The 17127-nt window shown below is 62.9% G+C and carries 17 protein-coding genes and 1 other RNA gene; 9 read left to right on the top strand and 9 right to left on the bottom strand.

The window, feature by feature from the left end:
* The first annotated feature begins 31 nt into the window (after positions 1 to 31).
* The 6 genes from miaA (at position 32) to PWM43_RS01285 (ending at position 7558) form a co-directional block, all read left to right on the top strand.
* Positions 32 to 1003, top strand: coding sequence for a tRNA (adenosine(37)-N6)-dimethylallyltransferase MiaA (gene miaA, locus PWM43_RS01260; RefSeq protein WP_289840752.1), 972 nt, complete (start codon positions 32 to 34; stop codon positions 1001 to 1003).
* A gap of 47 nt (positions 1004 to 1050) precedes the next feature.
* A complete protein-coding gene (gene ilvB, locus PWM43_RS01265) occupies positions 1051 to 2844 on the top strand; it encodes a biosynthetic-type acetolactate synthase large subunit (RefSeq protein ID WP_289840753.1) in 1794 nt (597 codons plus the stop codon).
* A complete protein-coding gene (gene ilvN, locus PWM43_RS01270; protein WP_289840754.1) occupies positions 2844 to 3371 on the top strand; it encodes an acetolactate synthase small subunit in 528 nt (175 codons plus the stop codon). The genes ilvB and ilvN overlap by 1 nt, the downstream gene beginning before the upstream one ends.
* Complete coding sequence (gene ilvC / locus PWM43_RS01275) at positions 3371 to 4390, top strand: ketol-acid reductoisomerase (protein WP_289840755.1); 1020 nt, start codon at positions 3371 to 3373, stop codon at positions 4388 to 4390. Before ilvN ends, ilvC begins: the two co-directional genes overlap by 1 nt.
* A 217-nt stretch (positions 4391 to 4607) precedes the next feature.
* Positions 4608 to 6575: a lipase family alpha/beta hydrolase gene (locus PWM43_RS01280; RefSeq protein WP_289840756.1), complete on the top strand. Its 1968-nt coding sequence runs from the start codon at positions 4608 to 4610 to the stop codon at positions 6573 to 6575.
* A 23-nt stretch (positions 6576 to 6598) separates the two neighbouring features.
* Positions 6599 to 7558 carry an Lnb N-terminal periplasmic domain-containing protein gene (locus PWM43_RS01285; RefSeq protein WP_289841147.1) on the top strand — a complete coding sequence of 320 codons (960 nt, stop codon included), beginning with the start codon at positions 6599 to 6601 and terminating at the stop codon, positions 7556 to 7558.
* On the opposite strand, the gene PWM43_RS01290 is transcribed toward PWM43_RS01285, so the two are convergent.
* Genes PWM43_RS01290 through queA form a run of 4 tightly spaced genes read right to left on the bottom strand, consistent with a single transcriptional unit; the run spans position 7510 to position 11058 of the window.
* A complete protein-coding gene (locus PWM43_RS01290; RefSeq protein ID WP_289840757.1) occupies positions 7510 to 7779 on the bottom strand; it encodes a ribbon-helix-helix domain-containing protein in 270 nt (89 codons plus the stop codon). The two genes, PWM43_RS01285 and PWM43_RS01290, sit on opposite strands and share 49 nt — an antisense overlap.
* Positions 7776 to 8822 carry a tRNA epoxyqueuosine(34) reductase QueG gene (queG, locus tag PWM43_RS01295; RefSeq protein ID WP_289840758.1) on the bottom strand — a complete coding sequence of 349 codons (1047 nt, stop codon included), beginning with the start codon at positions 8820 to 8822 and terminating at the stop codon, positions 7776 to 7778. Before queG ends, PWM43_RS01290 begins: the two co-directional genes overlap by 4 nt.
* Entirely contained in the window at positions 8819 to 10006 is a 1188-nt protein-coding gene (gene tgt / locus PWM43_RS01300) for a tRNA guanosine(34) transglycosylase Tgt (RefSeq protein WP_289840759.1), read from the bottom strand. Before tgt ends, queG begins: the two co-directional genes overlap by 4 nt.
* On the bottom strand, positions 10003 to 11058 hold the full coding sequence (gene queA, locus PWM43_RS01305; protein WP_289840760.1) for a tRNA preQ1(34) S-adenosylmethionine ribosyltransferase-isomerase QueA: 1056 nt from the start codon (positions 11056 to 11058) through the stop codon (positions 10003 to 10005). The genes tgt and queA overlap by 4 nt, the downstream gene beginning before the upstream one ends.
* Before the next feature lie 206 nt (positions 11059 to 11264).
* Between queA and PWM43_RS01310 the strand changes: the two genes are divergently transcribed.
* Positions 11265 to 11489: a hypothetical protein gene (locus PWM43_RS01310; RefSeq protein WP_289840761.1), complete on the top strand. Its 225-nt coding sequence runs from the start codon at positions 11265 to 11267 to the stop codon at positions 11487 to 11489.
* Positions 11490 to 11528: 39 nt separating this feature from the next.
* On the opposite strand, the gene PWM43_RS01315 is transcribed toward PWM43_RS01310, so the two are convergent.
* The 5 genes from PWM43_RS01315 to ssrA all read right to left on the bottom strand — a co-directional run bounded on the left by PWM43_RS01315 (position 11529) and on the right by ssrA (position 15958).
* On the bottom strand, positions 11529 to 13187 hold the full coding sequence (locus tag PWM43_RS01315; protein ID WP_289840762.1) for a porin family protein: 1659 nt from the start codon (positions 13185 to 13187) through the stop codon (positions 11529 to 11531).
* A gap of 168 nt (positions 13188 to 13355) precedes the next feature.
* Positions 13356 to 13748, bottom strand: a complete 393-nt coding sequence (locus tag PWM43_RS01320; protein WP_289840763.1) for a VOC family protein — start codon at positions 13746 to 13748, stop codon at positions 13356 to 13358.
* Positions 13749 to 13890: 142 nt separating this feature from the next.
* Positions 13891 to 14967 carry an AbrB family transcriptional regulator gene (locus PWM43_RS01325; RefSeq protein ID WP_289840764.1) on the bottom strand — a complete coding sequence of 359 codons (1077 nt, stop codon included), beginning with the start codon at positions 14965 to 14967 and terminating at the stop codon, positions 13891 to 13893.
* A gap of 39 nt (positions 14968 to 15006) precedes the next feature.
* Positions 15007 to 15549, bottom strand: coding sequence for an SspB family protein (locus tag PWM43_RS01330; protein WP_289840765.1), 543 nt, complete (start codon positions 15547 to 15549; stop codon positions 15007 to 15009).
* Between the two features lie 74 nt (positions 15550 to 15623).
* Positions 15624 to 15958, bottom strand: a transfer-messenger RNA (tmRNA) gene (gene ssrA, locus PWM43_RS01335).
* A gap of 69 nt (positions 15959 to 16027) precedes the next feature.
* On the opposite strand from ssrA, the gene thyX reads away from it, so the two are divergent.
* Both thyX and PWM43_RS01345 read left to right on the top strand, forming a co-directional pair.
* Positions 16028 to 16948, top strand: a complete 921-nt coding sequence (gene thyX, locus PWM43_RS01340) for an FAD-dependent thymidylate synthase (RefSeq protein WP_289840766.1) — start codon at positions 16028 to 16030, stop codon at positions 16946 to 16948.
* Positions 16945 to 17124, top strand: a complete 180-nt coding sequence (locus tag PWM43_RS01345) for a hypothetical protein (RefSeq protein ID WP_289840767.1) — start codon at positions 16945 to 16947, stop codon at positions 17122 to 17124. Before thyX ends, PWM43_RS01345 begins: the two co-directional genes overlap by 4 nt.
* Positions 17125 to 17127: the final 3 nt, after the last annotated feature.

Here is a 17127-nt window from a genome sequence, read left to right on the forward strand (position 1 = left end):
AAGACATGGGCAGTTGTGGCAGGGAGTGCCCATGGCGACGACCCCGATAGGTTTGATTGTGGCGGGACCGACTTGTTCCGGCAAGTCGGCTCTCGCGCTGGAACTGGCTGTACGATTTGGCGGCCATGTCATCAATGCTGATTCCATGCAGGTCTATCGCGATCTGCGCGTTCTGACCGCGCGTCCCACACGAGAAGACGAAAACATCGCACCCCATGCTCTGTATGGCGTGCTGGACGCCGCGATGGCGGGCAGCGTGGCCTGGTGGCGCGAGCAGGCGCTGGCGGCGATGGAAAAGGCGTGGCGATGCGGGGCTCTGCCGATCCTGTGTGGCGGGACGGGCATGTATATGCGCGCCCTGATCGAAGGGCTGGTCGAGGTGCCCGATCCCGGCGCGGAGGCGCGCGAGGATGCCCGTGAGCGGCTGGAGCGCGACGGGCCGGAAGCCCTGCATGCGCGCCTGATGGCGGTCGATCCCGAAACCGCGATCCGTCTGAAGCCCGCCGATGGCCAGCGCATCGCGCGTGGCTGGGAGGTCTGGCGCGGAACCGGACGCGGGCTTTCATGGTGGCGGTGTCAACCGGGATTGCCGCCCGCGCCCTGCCGGTTTCTCGGATTGCGGCTGTCGCCACCGCGACCGGCCCTGCGCGAAGCGATCCGCACGCGTTTTCATGCCATGCTCGAACAGGGCGCGCTGGAGGAAGTCGAGGCTTTGCGGCGACGGGCGTTGTCGCCTGAACTTCCGGCCATGCGCGCGCATGGCGTGCCGGAACTGATCGCGCATCTCGACGGGCGGATGACGATCGGGGAGGCGCTGGAGCGCGCCGTCGTCAACACAGGCCAGTATACGCGCCGTCAGGCCACGTGGTTCAACCACCATATCTTGTCCGCAGAAGGCGATACGTTTGCGCTCAATGCACGTTTCGACCTATCTGCGCAACTTTCGAAAAGGGAATGGCAGGAAAGCGTAATATTCATACAAAACCGGTTGACGCCGCCGTAGCCACGGCCTAAACCCGCCCGCTCAACAAGCATAGGGATCATACGGCCATGAACTCGGCGGTGTCGCAGGAATTTCGCAACACGGACGCACTCAACGGTGCGGAGGTGCTCCTGCGCGTTCTCGTCGAGCAGGGTGTCGAGGTCATTTTCGGCTATCCGGGCGGCGCCGTCCTGCCGATTTACGATGCGCTGTTCAGGCAGGGCACCATCCGCCACATCCTCGTGCGTCACGAACAGGCTGCCGTGCATGCTGCCGAGGCCTATGCCCGCTCCACGGGCAAGGTCGGCGTCGTTCTGGTGACGAGCGGGCCGGGGGCGACCAACGCCGTGACCGGGCTGGTCGATGCGTTGATGGACTCGATCCCGGTCGTCTGTATTTCAGGTCAGGTTCCGACGGCCCTGATCGGCAACGACGCGTTTCAGGAAGCCGATACGACCGGCATCACGCGCCCCGCGACGAAGCATAATTATCTCGTCAAGCATGGGGCCGATCTCGCGCCGATCGTGCGTGAGGCGTTTGAAGTGGCGCGCGGCGGCCGTCCCGGTCCGGTGCTGATCGATCTGCCCAAGGATGTCAGCGTGGCGCGCGCGCCCCTGCCTGAGCCGGGGAACGGACGCCTGCACCGCCTGTACAGCCCGCGCCTGGATGCGGACCGTGAGGCGATCCGCCAGACGGTCGCGGCCATGAAGCGTGCGAAGCGGCCGCTCTTCTATACAGGGGGCGGCATCATCAATTCCGGCCCGGAAGCCTCTCAAGCGCTGCGGGAACTCGCGCGCCGGACGAATTTCCCCGTGACCTCGACGCTGATGGGGCTGGGCGCGTTTCCGACGACCGATCGCCAGTTTCTCGGCATGCTGGGCATGCACGGAACCTATGAGGCCAATCTCGCGACTCATGGCTGCGATCTGCTGATCGCCCTGGGATCGCGTTTCGACGATCGCGTGACGGGGCGGGTGGATGCGTTCTCGCCGAACTCGTTCAAGGTCCATGCCGATATCGATCCGTCGCAGATCAACAAGATCGTGCGGGTGGATGTCGCGTTGCAGGGCGATGTCGGACGCACCATCCGGGCGCTGCTGGCCGCGTGGGATGACGACGGGCAGGATCTTGGCGAGTGGTGGGCGCAGATCGACGCGTGGCGCGCGCTCGACAGCCTCGGCTTTCAGCAGGACATGAAGCCCGATGCGATCATCCGGCCGCAATATGCCGTCCGTCGGCTGTATGAGATGGCGCTCGGCACCGGTCGCGACACCTATGTCAGCACCGAGGTCGGCCAGCATCAGATGTGGGCAGCGCAGCATTTCCAGTTCGACAAGCCCAATCGCTGGCTGACATCGGGCGGTCTCGGGACGATGGGTTACGGCCTTCCCGCCGCTGTCGGCGCGCAGGTCGCGCATCCGGATGCGCTGGTGATCGACATCGCGGGCGAGGCGTCGACGCTGATGAACATCCAGGAGCTTGGCACGATCGCGCAGTATCGCCTGCCGGTGAAGCTGTTCATCCTGAATAACCGCTATATGGGCATGGTGCGTCAGTGGCAGGAGCTGCTGCATGGTTCGCGCTATTCGCAGTCCTACAGCGAGGCGCTGCCTGATTTCGTCCGCTTGGCCGAAGCCTTCCACGGCACCGGCATGCGTGCGACATGTGTGGGCGAACTCGACGACGTGATCGCGCGGATGCTGGCTCATGACGGCCCGGTCGTCGCCGATATCTGCGTGGCGCAGGACGAGAACTGCTACCCGATGATCCCCTCGGGCGCGCCGCATAATGAAATGCTGCTTGGCCCGGATGCGGAGGCCAATGCGGCGAAGGTGACACAAGAGGGAATGGCGCTGGTCTGATGTCGAACGTGATTCAAACAGCGGTCATCGCGGTTCTCATCGAAAACGAGGCCGGGGCGCTCGGGCGCGTCGTCGGCCTGTTTTCCGGGCGTGGCTACAACATCGAAAGCCTGACGGTGTCGGTGGTGGACCCGTCGGAGAAAATTTCACGCATCACGATCGTGACGTCCGGCACGCCGATGGTGATTGCACAGATCAAGGCCCAGCTCGCGCGGATCATTCCGGTTCACGGCGTGACCGATCTTACGGCGAGCGGCCCCTATGTGGCCCGCGAAATGGCGCTGGTGAAAGTCATCAGCACCGGCGACGCCCGTACCGAAGGCATGCGCATCGCCGATGCCTTCCGGGCGCGGATCGTCGATACGACAGCGGGCTCGTTCGTTTTCGAGATGACCGGCGCGCCGGAGAAGATTGACGCGTTCGTCGATCTCATGCGTCCGCTCGGTCTGGCCGAAGTTTCCCGCACCGGCGTGGCCGCCATCGCGCGGGGCCTTGAGACCTTTCATTCCAACCAGGAGTCTTTCTGATGCGTGTCTATTACGATCGCGATGCCGATCTGGGCCTGATCAAGAGCAAGAAAGTCGCGATCATCGGCTATGGCAGCCAGGGTCACGCCCATGCCAACAATCTCAAGGATAGCGGCCTCACCGACATCGTGATCGGCCTGCGTCCGGAGTCGTCGGCCGTCAAGAAGGCCCAGGACGCCGGTTTCAAGGTCATGACGCCCGCGGAAGCCGCGCAGTGGGCCGATGTCGTCATGGTCCTGACGCCGGATGAGGGCCAGGGCGCGCTCTACAAGGAGCATCTCGAGAAGAACCTCAAACAGGGTGCTGCGCTGGCGTTCGCCCATGGTCTGGCGATCCATTTCCGCATCATCGAGGCGCGTCCCGATCTCGACGTGTTCCTGATCGCGCCGAAAGGTCCGGGCCATACGGTGCGCTCCGAATATCTCAAGGGCGGCGGCGTGCCGTCTCTGGTCGCGGTTGCGCAGAACGCCTCGGGCAGCGCGCTGGAAATCGCGCTTTCCTACGCTTCGGCCAATGGTGGCGGACGTGCGGGCATCATCGAGACGTCGTTCAAGGAAGAGGTCGAAACCGATCTGTTCGGTGAACAGGCCGTTCTCTGCGGCGGCCTGGTCGAACTGATCCGCGCCGGGTTCGAGACGCTGGTCGAGGCCGGATATGCGCCGGAAATGGCGTATTTCGAGTGCCTGCACGAGATGAAGCTGATCGTGGACCTGATCTACGAAGGCGGCATCGCCAACATGAATTACTCGATCTCGAACACCGCCGAATATGGCGAATACGTCACCGGTCCGCGGATCATCACGCCGGAAACCAAGGCCGAGATGAAGCGCGTCCTGACCGACATTCAGGATGGCACCTTCGTGCGCAACTTCATCCTCGAAAACCAGTCGGGCGGCGTCGGCTTCAAGGCGATCCGCGCGCGCAACGACGCGCACCCGATCGAGCAGACCGGCGAGAAGCTGCGCGCCATGATGCCCTGGATCGCCAAGAGCAAGCTGGTCGACAAGGCTAAGAACTGACGCTCCGTTCCGGAATGCGCGCATTCCGGATAGGGAACGCTCATGACCCCGCGTCGTGCATGGCATGGCGCGGGATCATTGCGTTCCGCCCCTCTTTCCTTGCAACTGTCGTCTTTGGAATGAACGTGGCAGGGCAGGAGGCGCGAAAGCGCCATATCCAGAAGATGAGACCGCTGATGTACAGGCCCGGATCAGAGCGCAGAGGACCGATCCCGGCGTGACACGCGCCATACGCACGCAGGGTTGGATCCAATTCTTTCATCGTGCCGCCAGCGTGACGGGCGCGGGGTTTCTGACCCTCGCAACGGCGGGTTGTACCAATCCGGTCTGGCTGGAGCGCATGAGCCTGATCGATGCCTATCAAAGTCGCAGCGCCAGCGCCCTGTCGGGATCAGGATTGAGCAACAGCACGCGCATCGTGCTGGAAAGCCAGAATCTGCGGGGCTTGTGGAGCCGGGCTCCCAGAAGCGCCATTGCGCGCCTGCGGGTCGCCACGCAGGAGCAGTTCTACACACCGGATCTCAAGAACCAGCTCTTCGCGCTCGCCGAGCTCAGCTATCTCGAAGCGCGTCGTTCTCATGATCGCAGCATGTTTATGAGCGCGGCGCTTTACGCCTATGCGTTTCTCGCGCCGTTTTCCGATCCGTCCCAGCGCCCCAGCGCTTATGATCCGCATTTCCGGCAGGCCTGCGATATCTACATGTTTGCCCTGACGGAAGCCTTCGGATCGCCTGTGGACGTGCGCTCACAGCACTGGATTTTACCCTTCGGGAGTCTGGCGCTTACGTCCAATCCATTAGAGCTTTCCTGGCAGGGACATGTCTTGACGGATTTCCGTCCGACGTCGCGATTGTCGGTCCATGGGATGAATAATGTCTATTCCTCGCCGGGATTGGGAGAACCCTTGGCGGCGTTGCCGAAAATGGATCGCGAAGAAGAGGGCACGTTCGAACTGTCCCGCAATGAACGGGTACCCTTCAATCTGTTCCTGAACATCTCTGATCCGCAACGGCAGGTTCTGAGCGATCACATCGAAGGGCAGATTGTGGTGACGCCCATGAACGGCCATCCGCCAATCGACGACAAGACGCCGCTTCAATACGATCAAACGGCGGCCCGCGCGATTACGCTGAACGAAACGGATGTATGGTCGAGCGAGTATCGCGGTTTCCTCAACGGGCAGTTTTTCGAAACGCCCGTTCATGGATTGCAGCTTTCCGCCATGCAGCCCCATCAGGACGGGCACATGCCGGTCATTTTCGTGCACGGGACGGCCTCGAGCCCGGCGCGCTGGGCGGACATGGTCAACGAGCTCCTCGAAGATCCCGATATCCGGGCGCATTACGAGTTCTGGTTCTTTTCCTACGCGACCGGCAATCCCATCCCCTATTCAGCGCTCGAACTGCGGCGATCCATAGGCACGGCGATCGCCAATCTCGGCGGTGTCGAGGCCGATCCGGCCCTGGGGCGAATCACGCTGGTCGGTCACAGCCAGGGCGGGTTGCTGTCGAAGATGCTGGTCATCGATCCGCGGGACCGTCTGTGGAACGGCATGGTTCACGTGCCGCTCGATCGCCTCCACCTGACGCCGGATGCGCGCAGCACCCTGTCGGAGATGCTGTTTCCCACACCGATGCCGCAGATACGCAGTGTCGTTTATATCGCGACGCCGCAGCACGGCAGCTATGTCGCAGCCCTGTCGATTTCGAAACTGGTCGGACGGCTCGTCACATTCCCGCTCGGCGTCACCGACGTCGTGCAGCAGGTTCTGACCGGCAACGCGGCGCTGACCAAGATCAATATGCGTCCCTGGCGGCTGGGGAGCGTGTACGGCATGTCGCCGCGCAGCGCGTTCATTCGCGCGCTTGCGGCAACGCCCATGGTGCCGGATGTGCAGGCCCATTCGATCATTCCGGTTCTTGGCGACGGGCCGCTGAACCGCGCGGATGACGGGGTGGTGACGTATGAAAGCGCGCATATTCCCGATGTCCGGTCCGAGCTCGTCGTGCGGCATTCCGGTCATTCCACGCAGTCCAATCCCGTCACGATCGCTGAAGTCAGGCGCATCCTGCTCGATCAGATCGCGCAGGTGACGGCTGATCCGGTGGAGCGGGGCGACCGGCGCAAAAGTGGCATCGTGCGTATCGGCGGGCGTTATACGCCGCTTGCGACGTCGTCACCGTGAGACGCGCGCGCCGCACGAAAGGAATGGCGCTCCCGTTCATGCTGATGGCGTGTTTCGGGGCTGCCGCGTTCTGGTATTCGACCATCATGCCTTCCGGTCTGCGCGTGGTGCTGGCGGTGCTCTTTCCGTCGTTGATGCTCGGCATCGCGTTCGGTGTCCGCCGTTTCCGCGCGCGCGTGGCGATGCTGGCGGTCCTGATCATAGGGTTCTGGGGATGGTATCTGTCCGACCCGCCGCGCAACGACCGGGACTGGACGCTCGAATACGCCGTGCCGGCCGACGCGGTTTTCGAGGGGCATGTCGCGCATATCCGCAACGTGCGCGATATCCGCTATCGGACGGTAAAGGATTACACGCCGCATTATTACGACGCGGATTATGATCTCGACCAACTCGACGGTCTCGATCTCGTCACCTCCTATTGGGCAGGAGAGACGATCGCACACGTCTTCCTGAGTTTTTCGTTCCGAAACGGTCGGCATCTGGCCATCTCGATCGAAACGCGACGGCAGAAGAGATTCGTTTACTCAACGATCGCGGGGTTCTTTCACCATTACGAACTGTTTTATGTCGTGGCCGACGAGCGCGACCTGATCGGTGTGCGTACGGACGTGCGAAAGGAGCGCGTCTATCTTTATCACGTGAGGGTGTCGCCGGAGGTGCGCCGGAAGCTGTTCGTCAGCTATGTCAACGAGATCCATGATCTGGCGCACCGGGCGCAGTGGTACAACACGCTGACGGATAACTGCACGACCGGCATTCTCGCGCGCGCCGGGGCGCGCCTGCGCTACCGCTTCGACTGGCGCGTGCTGCTGAGCGGGCATACCGCGCGTCTGGCGTATGATCTCGGGCTTCTCGACCAGAACGAGAGTTTCGCTACGCTGAAGCGCGAGAGCCGGATCGTGCGTCCCGAGGGCGCGGAGCCCGGCCCCGATTATTCGCGCGAGATCCGGGTCGGCAAGATCGGCGAAGCGACGGAATGACGGTCTTCGGCGGATTGAGCGCGCATGAAATTCAGGGCGGCCACGCGCAACGCCGACGCGAGCGGTCTCTCCGGTGTGCGTCTCGCGTCGATATCCGCGATCACGGCGGCCAGCGAGCCCGTCCCGGCCATGCCGAGAAGCACGTTCCAGAATTCCGGCTCCAGCGCGATGCTCGTGCGATGTCCGGAAAGTGAAACGCTGCGTTTGACGAGGTCGCTCATGGATACTGTTCCACTGCCCATTGCGCGGCTTCGGCCACGACGGCGTCCTGATCGGATGTGAGGTTCGCCGCCACGTCGCGCAGCGCTGGCGTACCGCTATTGCCGATGGCGATCAGGACATTGCGCACGAAGCGGTTGCGTCCGATCCGCTTGATGGGTGAGCCGGAGAACAGCGCCCGAAAGGAGGCATCGTCCAGCCGCGCGAGTTCATCCAGACGGGGCGCGACCAGTTCGGGACGCGCCGCGAGTTTGGCCTGTCGTCCGGCCTGGGCGAAACGGTTCCACGGACAGACGGCCAGGCAGTCGTCGCAGCCATAGATGTGATTGCCCATCAGCGGCCGGAATTCGTGCGGGATAGGCCCGGCGTGCTCAATGGTGAGGTAGGAGATGCAGCGTCGCGCGTCGAGCCGGTAGGGGCGCGGGAAGGCGTTGGTCGGGCAGGCGGTAAGGCAGCGCGTGCATGACCCGCATGAACCCGCCCGTGGTTCGGAAGGCGCGAGATCCAGCGTCGTGTAGATTTCGCCGAGCAGGAGCCATGATCCGTCGGCCCGCGAGACGAGATTGGTATGCTTGCCCTGCCAGCCGAGTTGAGCGGCTTCGGCCAGAGGCTTTTCCGCGACCGGGGCGGTATCGACGAAGACCTTCACTTCCACCCCGTCACCCTGTTTGACGACGAACTGGGCGAGATGCTTGAGCATGCCCTTGATGATGTCGTGATAGTCGCGGTTGCGCGCATAGACCGAGATATTGCCGCGATCCGGCTGTTGCAGCGTTGCGAGCGGATCGCTGTCCGGGGCGTAGGACAGACCGAGCGAAATGACGCTGCGAACGTCCGGCCAGAGGGCTTGCGGATCGCTGCGCTGGTCGAGCCGCTCCTTCATCCAGCCCATCGTGCCGTGCCAGCCCTGATCGACGAATTCGCGCAGCCGGGCCTTGTCGTCGTCCGACAGCTCCGCGCGGCAGAAACCCACGGCGTCGAAGCCCAGATGACGCGCATGCTCGGCGATCCGCACTTCCACGCTGGGTTTCGGTTGGCGACTCACGGCACAGGAGGGATTGCAGGCTGGGGCATTTCAGGCTGGGGCATTTCGTCCTCGCTCCAGTCGCCCGCCGCCCAGTCGGCGCGGAGTTGTGCCGCGACATCGGGGAGGGTTCCCGTCACGATGGCGGCGCGGATCGTGCGCATGAGGCGCTGGTAATAGGCGATGTTATGCCATGTCAGCAGCATCGGGCCGAGAATTTCGTTGGCCCGGAACAGATGGTGCAGATAGGCGCGGCTGTGGCGCGCGCAGGCGAGGCAGTCGCAATCCGGGCTTATGGGACGCAGATCGTCGGCGTGACGGGCGTTGCGCATATTCAGCGTGCCGCGCTCGGTATAGGCGCGCGCGGTGCGCCCCGCGCGGGTCGGCATGACGCAGTCGAACATGTCCACGCCGCGCTCGACCGCGCCCAGCAGATCGGCGGGGGTGCCGACGCCCATGAGGTAGCGCGCATGGGTCCGGGGCAGGAGCGGCGTCGTGTAGTCGAGCGTCGCGAACATGAGTTCCTGGCCTTCCCCGACCGCAAGCCCCCCGATGGCGTAGCCCTCGAAGCCGATCCCGGTCAGCGCCTTGACGGAGCGTTCGCGGAGTTCGCGTTCCGTGCCGCCCTGGACGATGCCGAACTGGCCATAGCCGGGGCGTGGCACGAACGCCTCGCGCGAGCGCGCGGCCCAGCGCATCGAGAGCGCCATGGACTGCTCGATCCGCTCCGGCGTGGCGGGCAGGGCCGGGCACTCGTCGAAACACATGGTGATGGTGGCGTCGAGCGCGTTCTGGATGTCGGTGCTGATTTCGGGCGTCAGGCGATGCTTGCTGCCATCGATATGGGAATTGAACGTGACGCCGTCCTGGTCGAGCTTGCGCAACGCGCCGAGCGACATGACCTGAAACCCGCCCGAATCCGTCAGGATCGGGCCGGGCCAGTCCATCATCCTGTGAAGCCCGCCCATGCGACGCACGCGCTCGGCGCCGGGCCGCAGCATGAGATGATAGGTATTGCCCAGAACGATGCCGGCCCCTGTCGAGCGCACGGCGTCCATGGTCATGGCCTTGACCGTCCCGGCCGTGCCGACCGGCATGAAAGTCGGTGTCGGCACGGTTCCGTGCGCGGTGTGGAGATGGCCCGCACGCGCGTTGCCGCATGTCGCTTCGGACACCCAGCGCATTTCGGTCGCGGCGTTCGTCATGACGCGCGCTCCAGCAGGCAGGCATCCCCATAGGAATAAAAGCGAAAGCCGTTCGCTATGGCATGGGCGTAGGCGGCGCGCATCGTGTCGGTTCCGGAAAAGGCACTGACCAGCATGAACAGGGTCGAGCGCGGGAGGTGAAAATTCGTCATCAGGGCATCGACCGCGCGGAAGCGATAGCCGGGGCGAATGAAGATATCCGTCTCGCCCGACCATGGATGCACGACGCCATGCGCGTCGGCTGCGCTTTCGAGCAGACGCAGGCTTGTGGTTCCGACCGCGACGATCCGGCCGCCTCGGGCGCGGGTTTCGTTGATGGCGTCGGCGGTTTCCTGGTCGATACGGCCCCATTCAGCGTGCATCTTGTGGGTCTTGATATCGTCGCGCACGGGAAGGAACGTCCCCGCACCGACATGCAGCGTCAAAGTCCGACGCTGAATTCCGGCGGCGTCCAGTGCCGCGAGCAGATCGGGCGTGAAATGAAGTCCGGCGGTAGGGGCTGCGACCGCACCCTTGTGACGTGAAAAGATGGTGCGATAATCGACATCATCCTGCGCCGTCGGGCCGAACGGGCGGTCGATATAGGGCGGCAGGGCAAGTGCTCCGACGCGTTGCAGGAAAGCGTCGAAATCGCCGCCTTCGGCTGAAAAGCGGATCTGGATCGCGCCGTCGCCTTCGTTGCGAAGGACCTGCGCCGTGACTTTGTCCTCGCCGAAAATGAGGATGTCACTCTCATGCAGCTTGCGGGCGTTGCGGGCGAGCGCGTGCCACGAGCCGTCAGGCAGGATGCGGTCGAGCGTGATGCCGATCTTCGCCTCTCCACGGCGCGCGGAGAGCTGGGCGCGGATGACGGCGGTATCATTGGCGATCAGCAGGTCGCCCGCGCGTAAGAGCAATGGCAGGTCGCGGACCCGGCCTTCCGACAGTGCTCCATCGGGCCGGACATGTAGCAGGCGTGCGCTTTCACGCGGGCGGGCCGGTTCGAGCGCGATATTGGCGTGCGGCAGATCGAAATCGAACGCCGAGAGGGTCAGGTCGGGAGTGTCAGTCATGGGAGGCCCGAGTTCTAGGCCAGAACAGGCGGGTTTTTCCACCCCCAAGATCGCAGCGGATCAATGTGGGGCAGCGTGTTTTCCAAGGCGCGGCTACAGGCGGCCGACGAAAAGAACCGTGATCCGTGCTGAACCCCTCGCATATCGGGTTGTCCGTTGCCATGTAAGGAGCAACGGACATCCAGGAAAACCGGGAAGGAAGAAGAATGTCTTATGCCGCTCTCGATGCCGCGCGCATCGCCAAGGCTGCCAAATCAGCGCTTTCGGTGCTCGCGCAGGTCAAGGAAGAATCAGAAGCGCATGTGCGCAAGGTCATCATGATCGAACGCATCGAGGCGCTGGCCACGGCGGCCGCGGAAACGACGCAGCCCGGCGGCGGCCTGGTGACGCTGACGTCGGAAGAGTTCTGGCTCATCAGCAAGAACTGGTGAAGCGGCGAAGGCCGGTTCTTTCAAGAACCGGCCTTTTTTTTAGAAGAAAATCGCGGCACCCACCGAGATGGTGTTGTCCTTGTTGTGGTCCGGGCCATGCGCGAGCGAGGTCGTGTGCGCATATTCGGCCATGAGGGTCAGCCAGTCCGTCAGGTTGTAATAGGCCGCGCCGACTTCGGACTCGTTACGACGCACGAGCAGTGGCGTGATCTCTCCGGGGGCCTGATACAGGTTGCTCTGCCCGTAGCTGCCCACGAGCTTGAGTTTGGGCAGGATCTTGTAGGCCATCTGGACGTAATAGCCTTCCGAATCGCGCTTGCGTCCATTGGCGGCGATGCCGTCGAAGAACAGGCCCGTCGTGCCGAGGCCGTTGCCGTAATAATAATAGGCGACGCCTTCAAGCGGCCCGTAGGTGACTTTCGTGCCGATATCGGCGGCCGCCGCCGTCTGTCCGCGCTTGGCGCTCGGATTGATCCCGGCTCCCAACAGCGCCTGCTGATGCTGGACCAGGAAGCTCGACCAGATCCGTGCGGTCACGTCACCAATGTTGAAATCATAAGTGACCTTGCCTTGCACCATGGGCGAGCTGTGCTGCGTATTGCCAGCGGAATAGCCACCGCCTGCGAAGTTGAACTCGTCCAGCGGCTCGAAGATGCCGATCGTTCCCTGGAGTCCCTTCCATTTCGGAGACATGTAGGAAATCTGGGGAATCCAGTCGGCATAGACGTAACCCACGCCGATGCGGCCAAGCGATGTATTGGCAGGCGCGGTGTTGCTGCCCGTCGAGCCGACGCTGAGCAGAGTCGCATCGTTGAGGATGGCGTCGCCACCGAAAAGGGCGAGGTCGCGACCGACCTTGAAAGTGCCGACATCCTTGCGCCCGAACGTCGCGAAAACCTGACGAACGTCGAGGCCCGCCGTTCCAAGACCCACCGCGCTGCCGCCCGAATTGGCGTTGAAGGCGCCGGGTTTGTTGTTGTTGATGCCGGGATAGAGGCCGAAATTGGCCGACATATCCCAGCCTTCCTGCGTGGTGGAAACCTTGATGAGCATGCCCGCGGGCAGCAGGCCGTTACGCACGGCCGAACTGTCGAAGCCCGAAGCGCCGTTGGCGACGCCGCCGGCCACGGGCGTGCCGCCGCCAGGATTGTTGAATGTGTAGAAGCCGTTGACGAAGCCCGAAAAATTCAGGTCGATCTGGCCCGCATGGAAGGTGATGCCCTTGCCGGGCACGTAATCGCTGACCCGTACGATGCTGGGGCTGTGATACTCCGCCCGTGCGCTGGCCAGCGCCTGCTGGGCCGCGTCGGCGCTGGCCTCGGCGCGACGTGCGGCGTCCTGGGCCTGGAACAGGGCGGCGTCACTGTCATTGCCTGCCAGCTCCGTCCTGTGGCTGGCGCTACGGAGCACATGATGACTGTGCGTGTTGCTGCCCGAAGCGGTCTGCGCGCGTGCCTCCCGTTCCTCGGGTTCCGGGGAAGCATGACGTGCGGCGGACGCATCGGCACGCATGTGGCGCGTGTGCTTGGTCATCAGCCCGTCGTATTCGGATTTTGTGAGGCTGCCCTTCAGGCGCAGAATGTCGAGAAGATCGGTATATTCGTCGGCGTGAGCGTGGTGCGTAGCGAGAGCAAGGCTTGTTGTTCCCGTGAGAAGTGCAAGTGCAAACCTGCTCCTGGTCAGCCGGAGAGCTGGCATTCAGTATCCCGCCTTGGTCCTGTTGCCCGTTCCGATTCCTGTTCGTTTCGGATGGGTCGAGTGAATTTCCCTTTATCTAGCAAAGCTATGTAAAAAAAATATGTCTCCCGCGTTATTAGTTGCGATGGCACGCGCACAATCCCGTGACCGCAACAAACTTTTGCGCGGTCAACTCTTGTAAGATGCGATTTCGATCAGATTGCCGTCGGGATCGTTGACGTAAACGGAGGTCATGGGGCCGAGCGCTCCGATACGCACGACGGGGCCTTCGATCACGATCACGCCGCATTTCTCGAGATGCCGCAGTATGTTTTCGCTGTCGATGGCGGTCGTGAAGCACAGATCGCTGCCGCCGGGACCCGCATCTCTTGCTGTCGTCCAACCCTCGGACTCGATCGGGCGAAGATTGATTTTCTGGCCGCCGAAGCTGAGGGCCACACGATTGTTGCGGCCGTATTCCTCGATATCCATGCCCAGGACGCGCTGGTACCATGACGCTGAAATCGAACGGTCGCGGACGGTCAGGACGATATGGTCGAGCCGGTCAACGGTAAAGCGCATGCGGGGTCGTGCCTCCAGATCGGGAGTTGTCAGGTTACAGGATGTCGGGTGGTTTTGACCATTGGGTAAGGGTTGTCGTGCCGCCCGTGTCTGGCCGCCCGTGTCTGGCCGCCCGTGTCTGGCGCGCGGGGTGCGGCCTCTGTCATGGGCGATCCAAATGCCGTGCCCGATGGGCCAGCCATGTCGCAAGGGTCGGCCCGACCGCGAGAAGAATGATAAAACGGGCGATCTGCATGGTCATGACGAAGGCCATATCGACCGGGCTGGAGGCCGCGATTATGGCCAGCGAGTCGGCGCCACCGGGACTGGTCGCGAGATAGGCGCTCAGCCAGTCGGTATGGGCGATACGTGCGACCGGTATGGCCAGGGCAGCGCATGCGCCGATCAGGATGAGGCTCGAGCACAGGACCGCGGGCAACGCTCGCGCGGCATGGTGGACGACATCCATCGTAAAGCGCAGGCCTATGACCCAGCCCACGACGAAGTAGGCCGGAGCCAGAAGCCAGATTGACGGCGCCAGCGCGGCGGATGTCAACATATGGGCCAGAATGCCGGAGGCGAGGCCAAGCAGCATCGCCGCTGCGGGGAAGTTTATGAACGACGCGGCAAGCGTGATGGCCAGCACGACGGGGACGACGAGAGCGTCGGCGTGGGGCAGTCGCTCGGGCATGCCTCCCAACGGATGAAAATGCGCCGGATGCAGTGCGAAACGGGCGACGACCGAGGTGCCGATCACCACCAGAACGACCCGCAGATAGAGCATGAAGGCGACGAGACGTGTGTCCGCGCCAAAAGCTGACGAGAGAAGTGTCATGGCGCTGGCCGCGCCCGGAGACGAACCCCATAGCGCGGTGCTGCCGGGCATGATGCGCAGACGCATCAAAATCCAGCCCAATGAGAAGCTCAGCGCGATGACCGCAAAAACGCTCAGAAGATAAATCGGCCAGCGCAGCGTGATTTCATGTAGAACCGGCAGTGTCAGCGACTGCGCCATGAGCAGCCCGATCGTGGCCTGGGCGCCAGCGAAGAGGCTGTTATGGACGCGGGTTTGCCACCCCCGGACGGCCATATAAGCCGCGAGGACCAGGGGGGCGACGAGCAGCCCCGCGGTAAAGTGCAGCTTCGCAAGGAGAAAAGCGGCGGCAGCGGAACACAGGACCAGGATGAACCAGCGTACGAGGTCGGATGAAGCCGGATGCGGTCGTTTCTCGTCGGTCACGGGCGCGGCACTACGACGTTCTGACGGCGGAATCCTTCGTCAGTTGCGTTCATCCTGCGGAGGGCGGCGACGGAACGCGTCAAGACTCACCACCTGAGCGTCCTGCTGCGGTGCTTCCTTCTCAGGTTCGTCCGCAGTGATACCGGTCTCGGCGGGCGGCGGGATCTCTTCAGCGGCATCGGAAACCGCGACGCTGAAGCGCAAGGCCATGCGGACATGAGGGTCCGCGAAAGCCGTGATGGCCGCGAACGGAATGACGAGCGTACTCCCGATCCCACCGAATGACAGCCCGACGGATACCTCGTTGAGACGGCGGTCGACCGTGAGATCCCAGAACTGATGCTGTAGCACGATGGTCATTTCGTGAGGGTACTGGGCCCGAAGTCGATCTGGAATTCTTACACCGGGATAGTCGGTCTGAAACGTCAGATAGAAGTGGTGGTCGCCCGGCATGCCCTCGAGCGCGGCATGTTCAAGGGCGCGGAGCATCACTTCGCGGTAGGCATCTTCCACCCATTCGTCATAGGGCAGCAGGCTTTCGGGCAGGTCGCCTTCGAAACCACCGTCGTGATCGTCGCTCATAGGGATACGTCCACCAAATCAGATATCTGAGGGCAGGGATGCGACAGATCGCACGTCAAGGCAAGTCTGGGGAAAGTGGGAGGGCTTCTGTTGCCCGGTGCCCTCCCGAACCGCGCTTATCGCTTATGCAGCGACAGCGAGCACCTTCGTGTTATCGTTGGCACTTCTGAGTTTAGCCCGATGACGGCGGTACAATGCCGGGCAAAAGACTGGTCTTTACCACGCGTGTCGATCCTGTTTCGTCCCCATCGTCTCCGCCGTTGCCGGGTAGGAGAGTATTATGGTGGAGACGCCGGGCACTGCCCCCGGGTCCACAACGATTATTCCACGAGCCGTTTATCGCCATAGCCAAGTGCGTGAGCACGACGGCGACTCTGATATAGGGGCGGTGGCATCGCCATGCAAGGCCGGGATAAGCGAGGCTCAGCCGGGCAAAGGTCGACTGGGCAAACCGCGCTCTGCGTGCTAATCGCGCCTTATGCCCCTGACAGACGAACAACGCGCCGAGATCGAGGCTTCACGCCGTTCTCCCACGACCACGAGCCGCCCGACCGTGCCCGCGCTCGAGGCCCTTCTTTTTACGCCGATCGAACGGCTGGATCACGGGTTTATCCGCGTGGTCGATTACATGGGAGATGACGGCGCGGTCGTGCAGGCGGCGCGCGTGTCGTATGGGCGTGGAACCAAGAAAGTGTCTGAAGACACAGGTCTGATCCGCTATCTCATGCGTCATCGTCATTCGACGCCGTTCGAGATGTGCGAAATCAAGTTTCACGTCAAACTGCCGGTTTTCGTGGCGCGACAGTGGATCCGTCATCGCATGGCGAATGTGAATGAATATTCGGCGCGCTATTCCATCCTGGACCGCGAATTCTATCTGCCCACGCCCGAGCAGATCTCGGCCCAGAGCCAGTCCAATCGTCAGGGACGTGCCGAAGTGCTGTCGCCCGACAAGGCTGCCGAGGTGCTCGCGCTGCTGCGCCGTGATGCGACCCAGTGCTACGATGCATACGAACGGCTGCTCGATCCGGACCAATATGGTCTGGCGCGTGAGCTGGCGCGCATGAATCTCACGCTGAATACCTACACCCAGTGGTATTGGAAGATTGACCTGCACAACCTGCTGCACTTCGTCAGTCTCCGTGCCGATCCTCACGCGCAATATGAGATCCGCGTGTATGCGGAAGCGATTCTGGACGTGCTCCGGGCCTGGGTGCCCGTGACCTGCGCGGCTTTCGAGGAATATCGTCTGGGGGCCTTCACTTTCTCAGCGGGGATGATCCGGGTTTTACAGCGTCAACTGGCGGGAGAAGCCGTGACACAGCCTGAATCGGGGCTCAGTCGGCGTGAATGGGACGAGATGCAGGCGGCTTTGAGAGCGCCGACGCCGGCCCCGTGACCGACCTTGACCGGATCATGAGGCAGGGGAGCCCGCAAGTTACCCCTGATCGGGCGCCGGACGAAAAACCGGCCGCCCATCGCACACCATCAATGACATTGTTCGTGACGACTGCCGTCGTGCTGGTTCTGATTTCCATCGGCATCGAGGTGTTCTGGCCGTTGCCGTCCCGTTAGAGC

Origin of the sequence: Brytella acorum (assembly GCF_029309905.1) — a bacterium.
GTDB classification, from domain to species: Bacteria; Pseudomonadota; Alphaproteobacteria; order Acetobacterales; family Acetobacteraceae; genus Brytella; species Brytella acorum.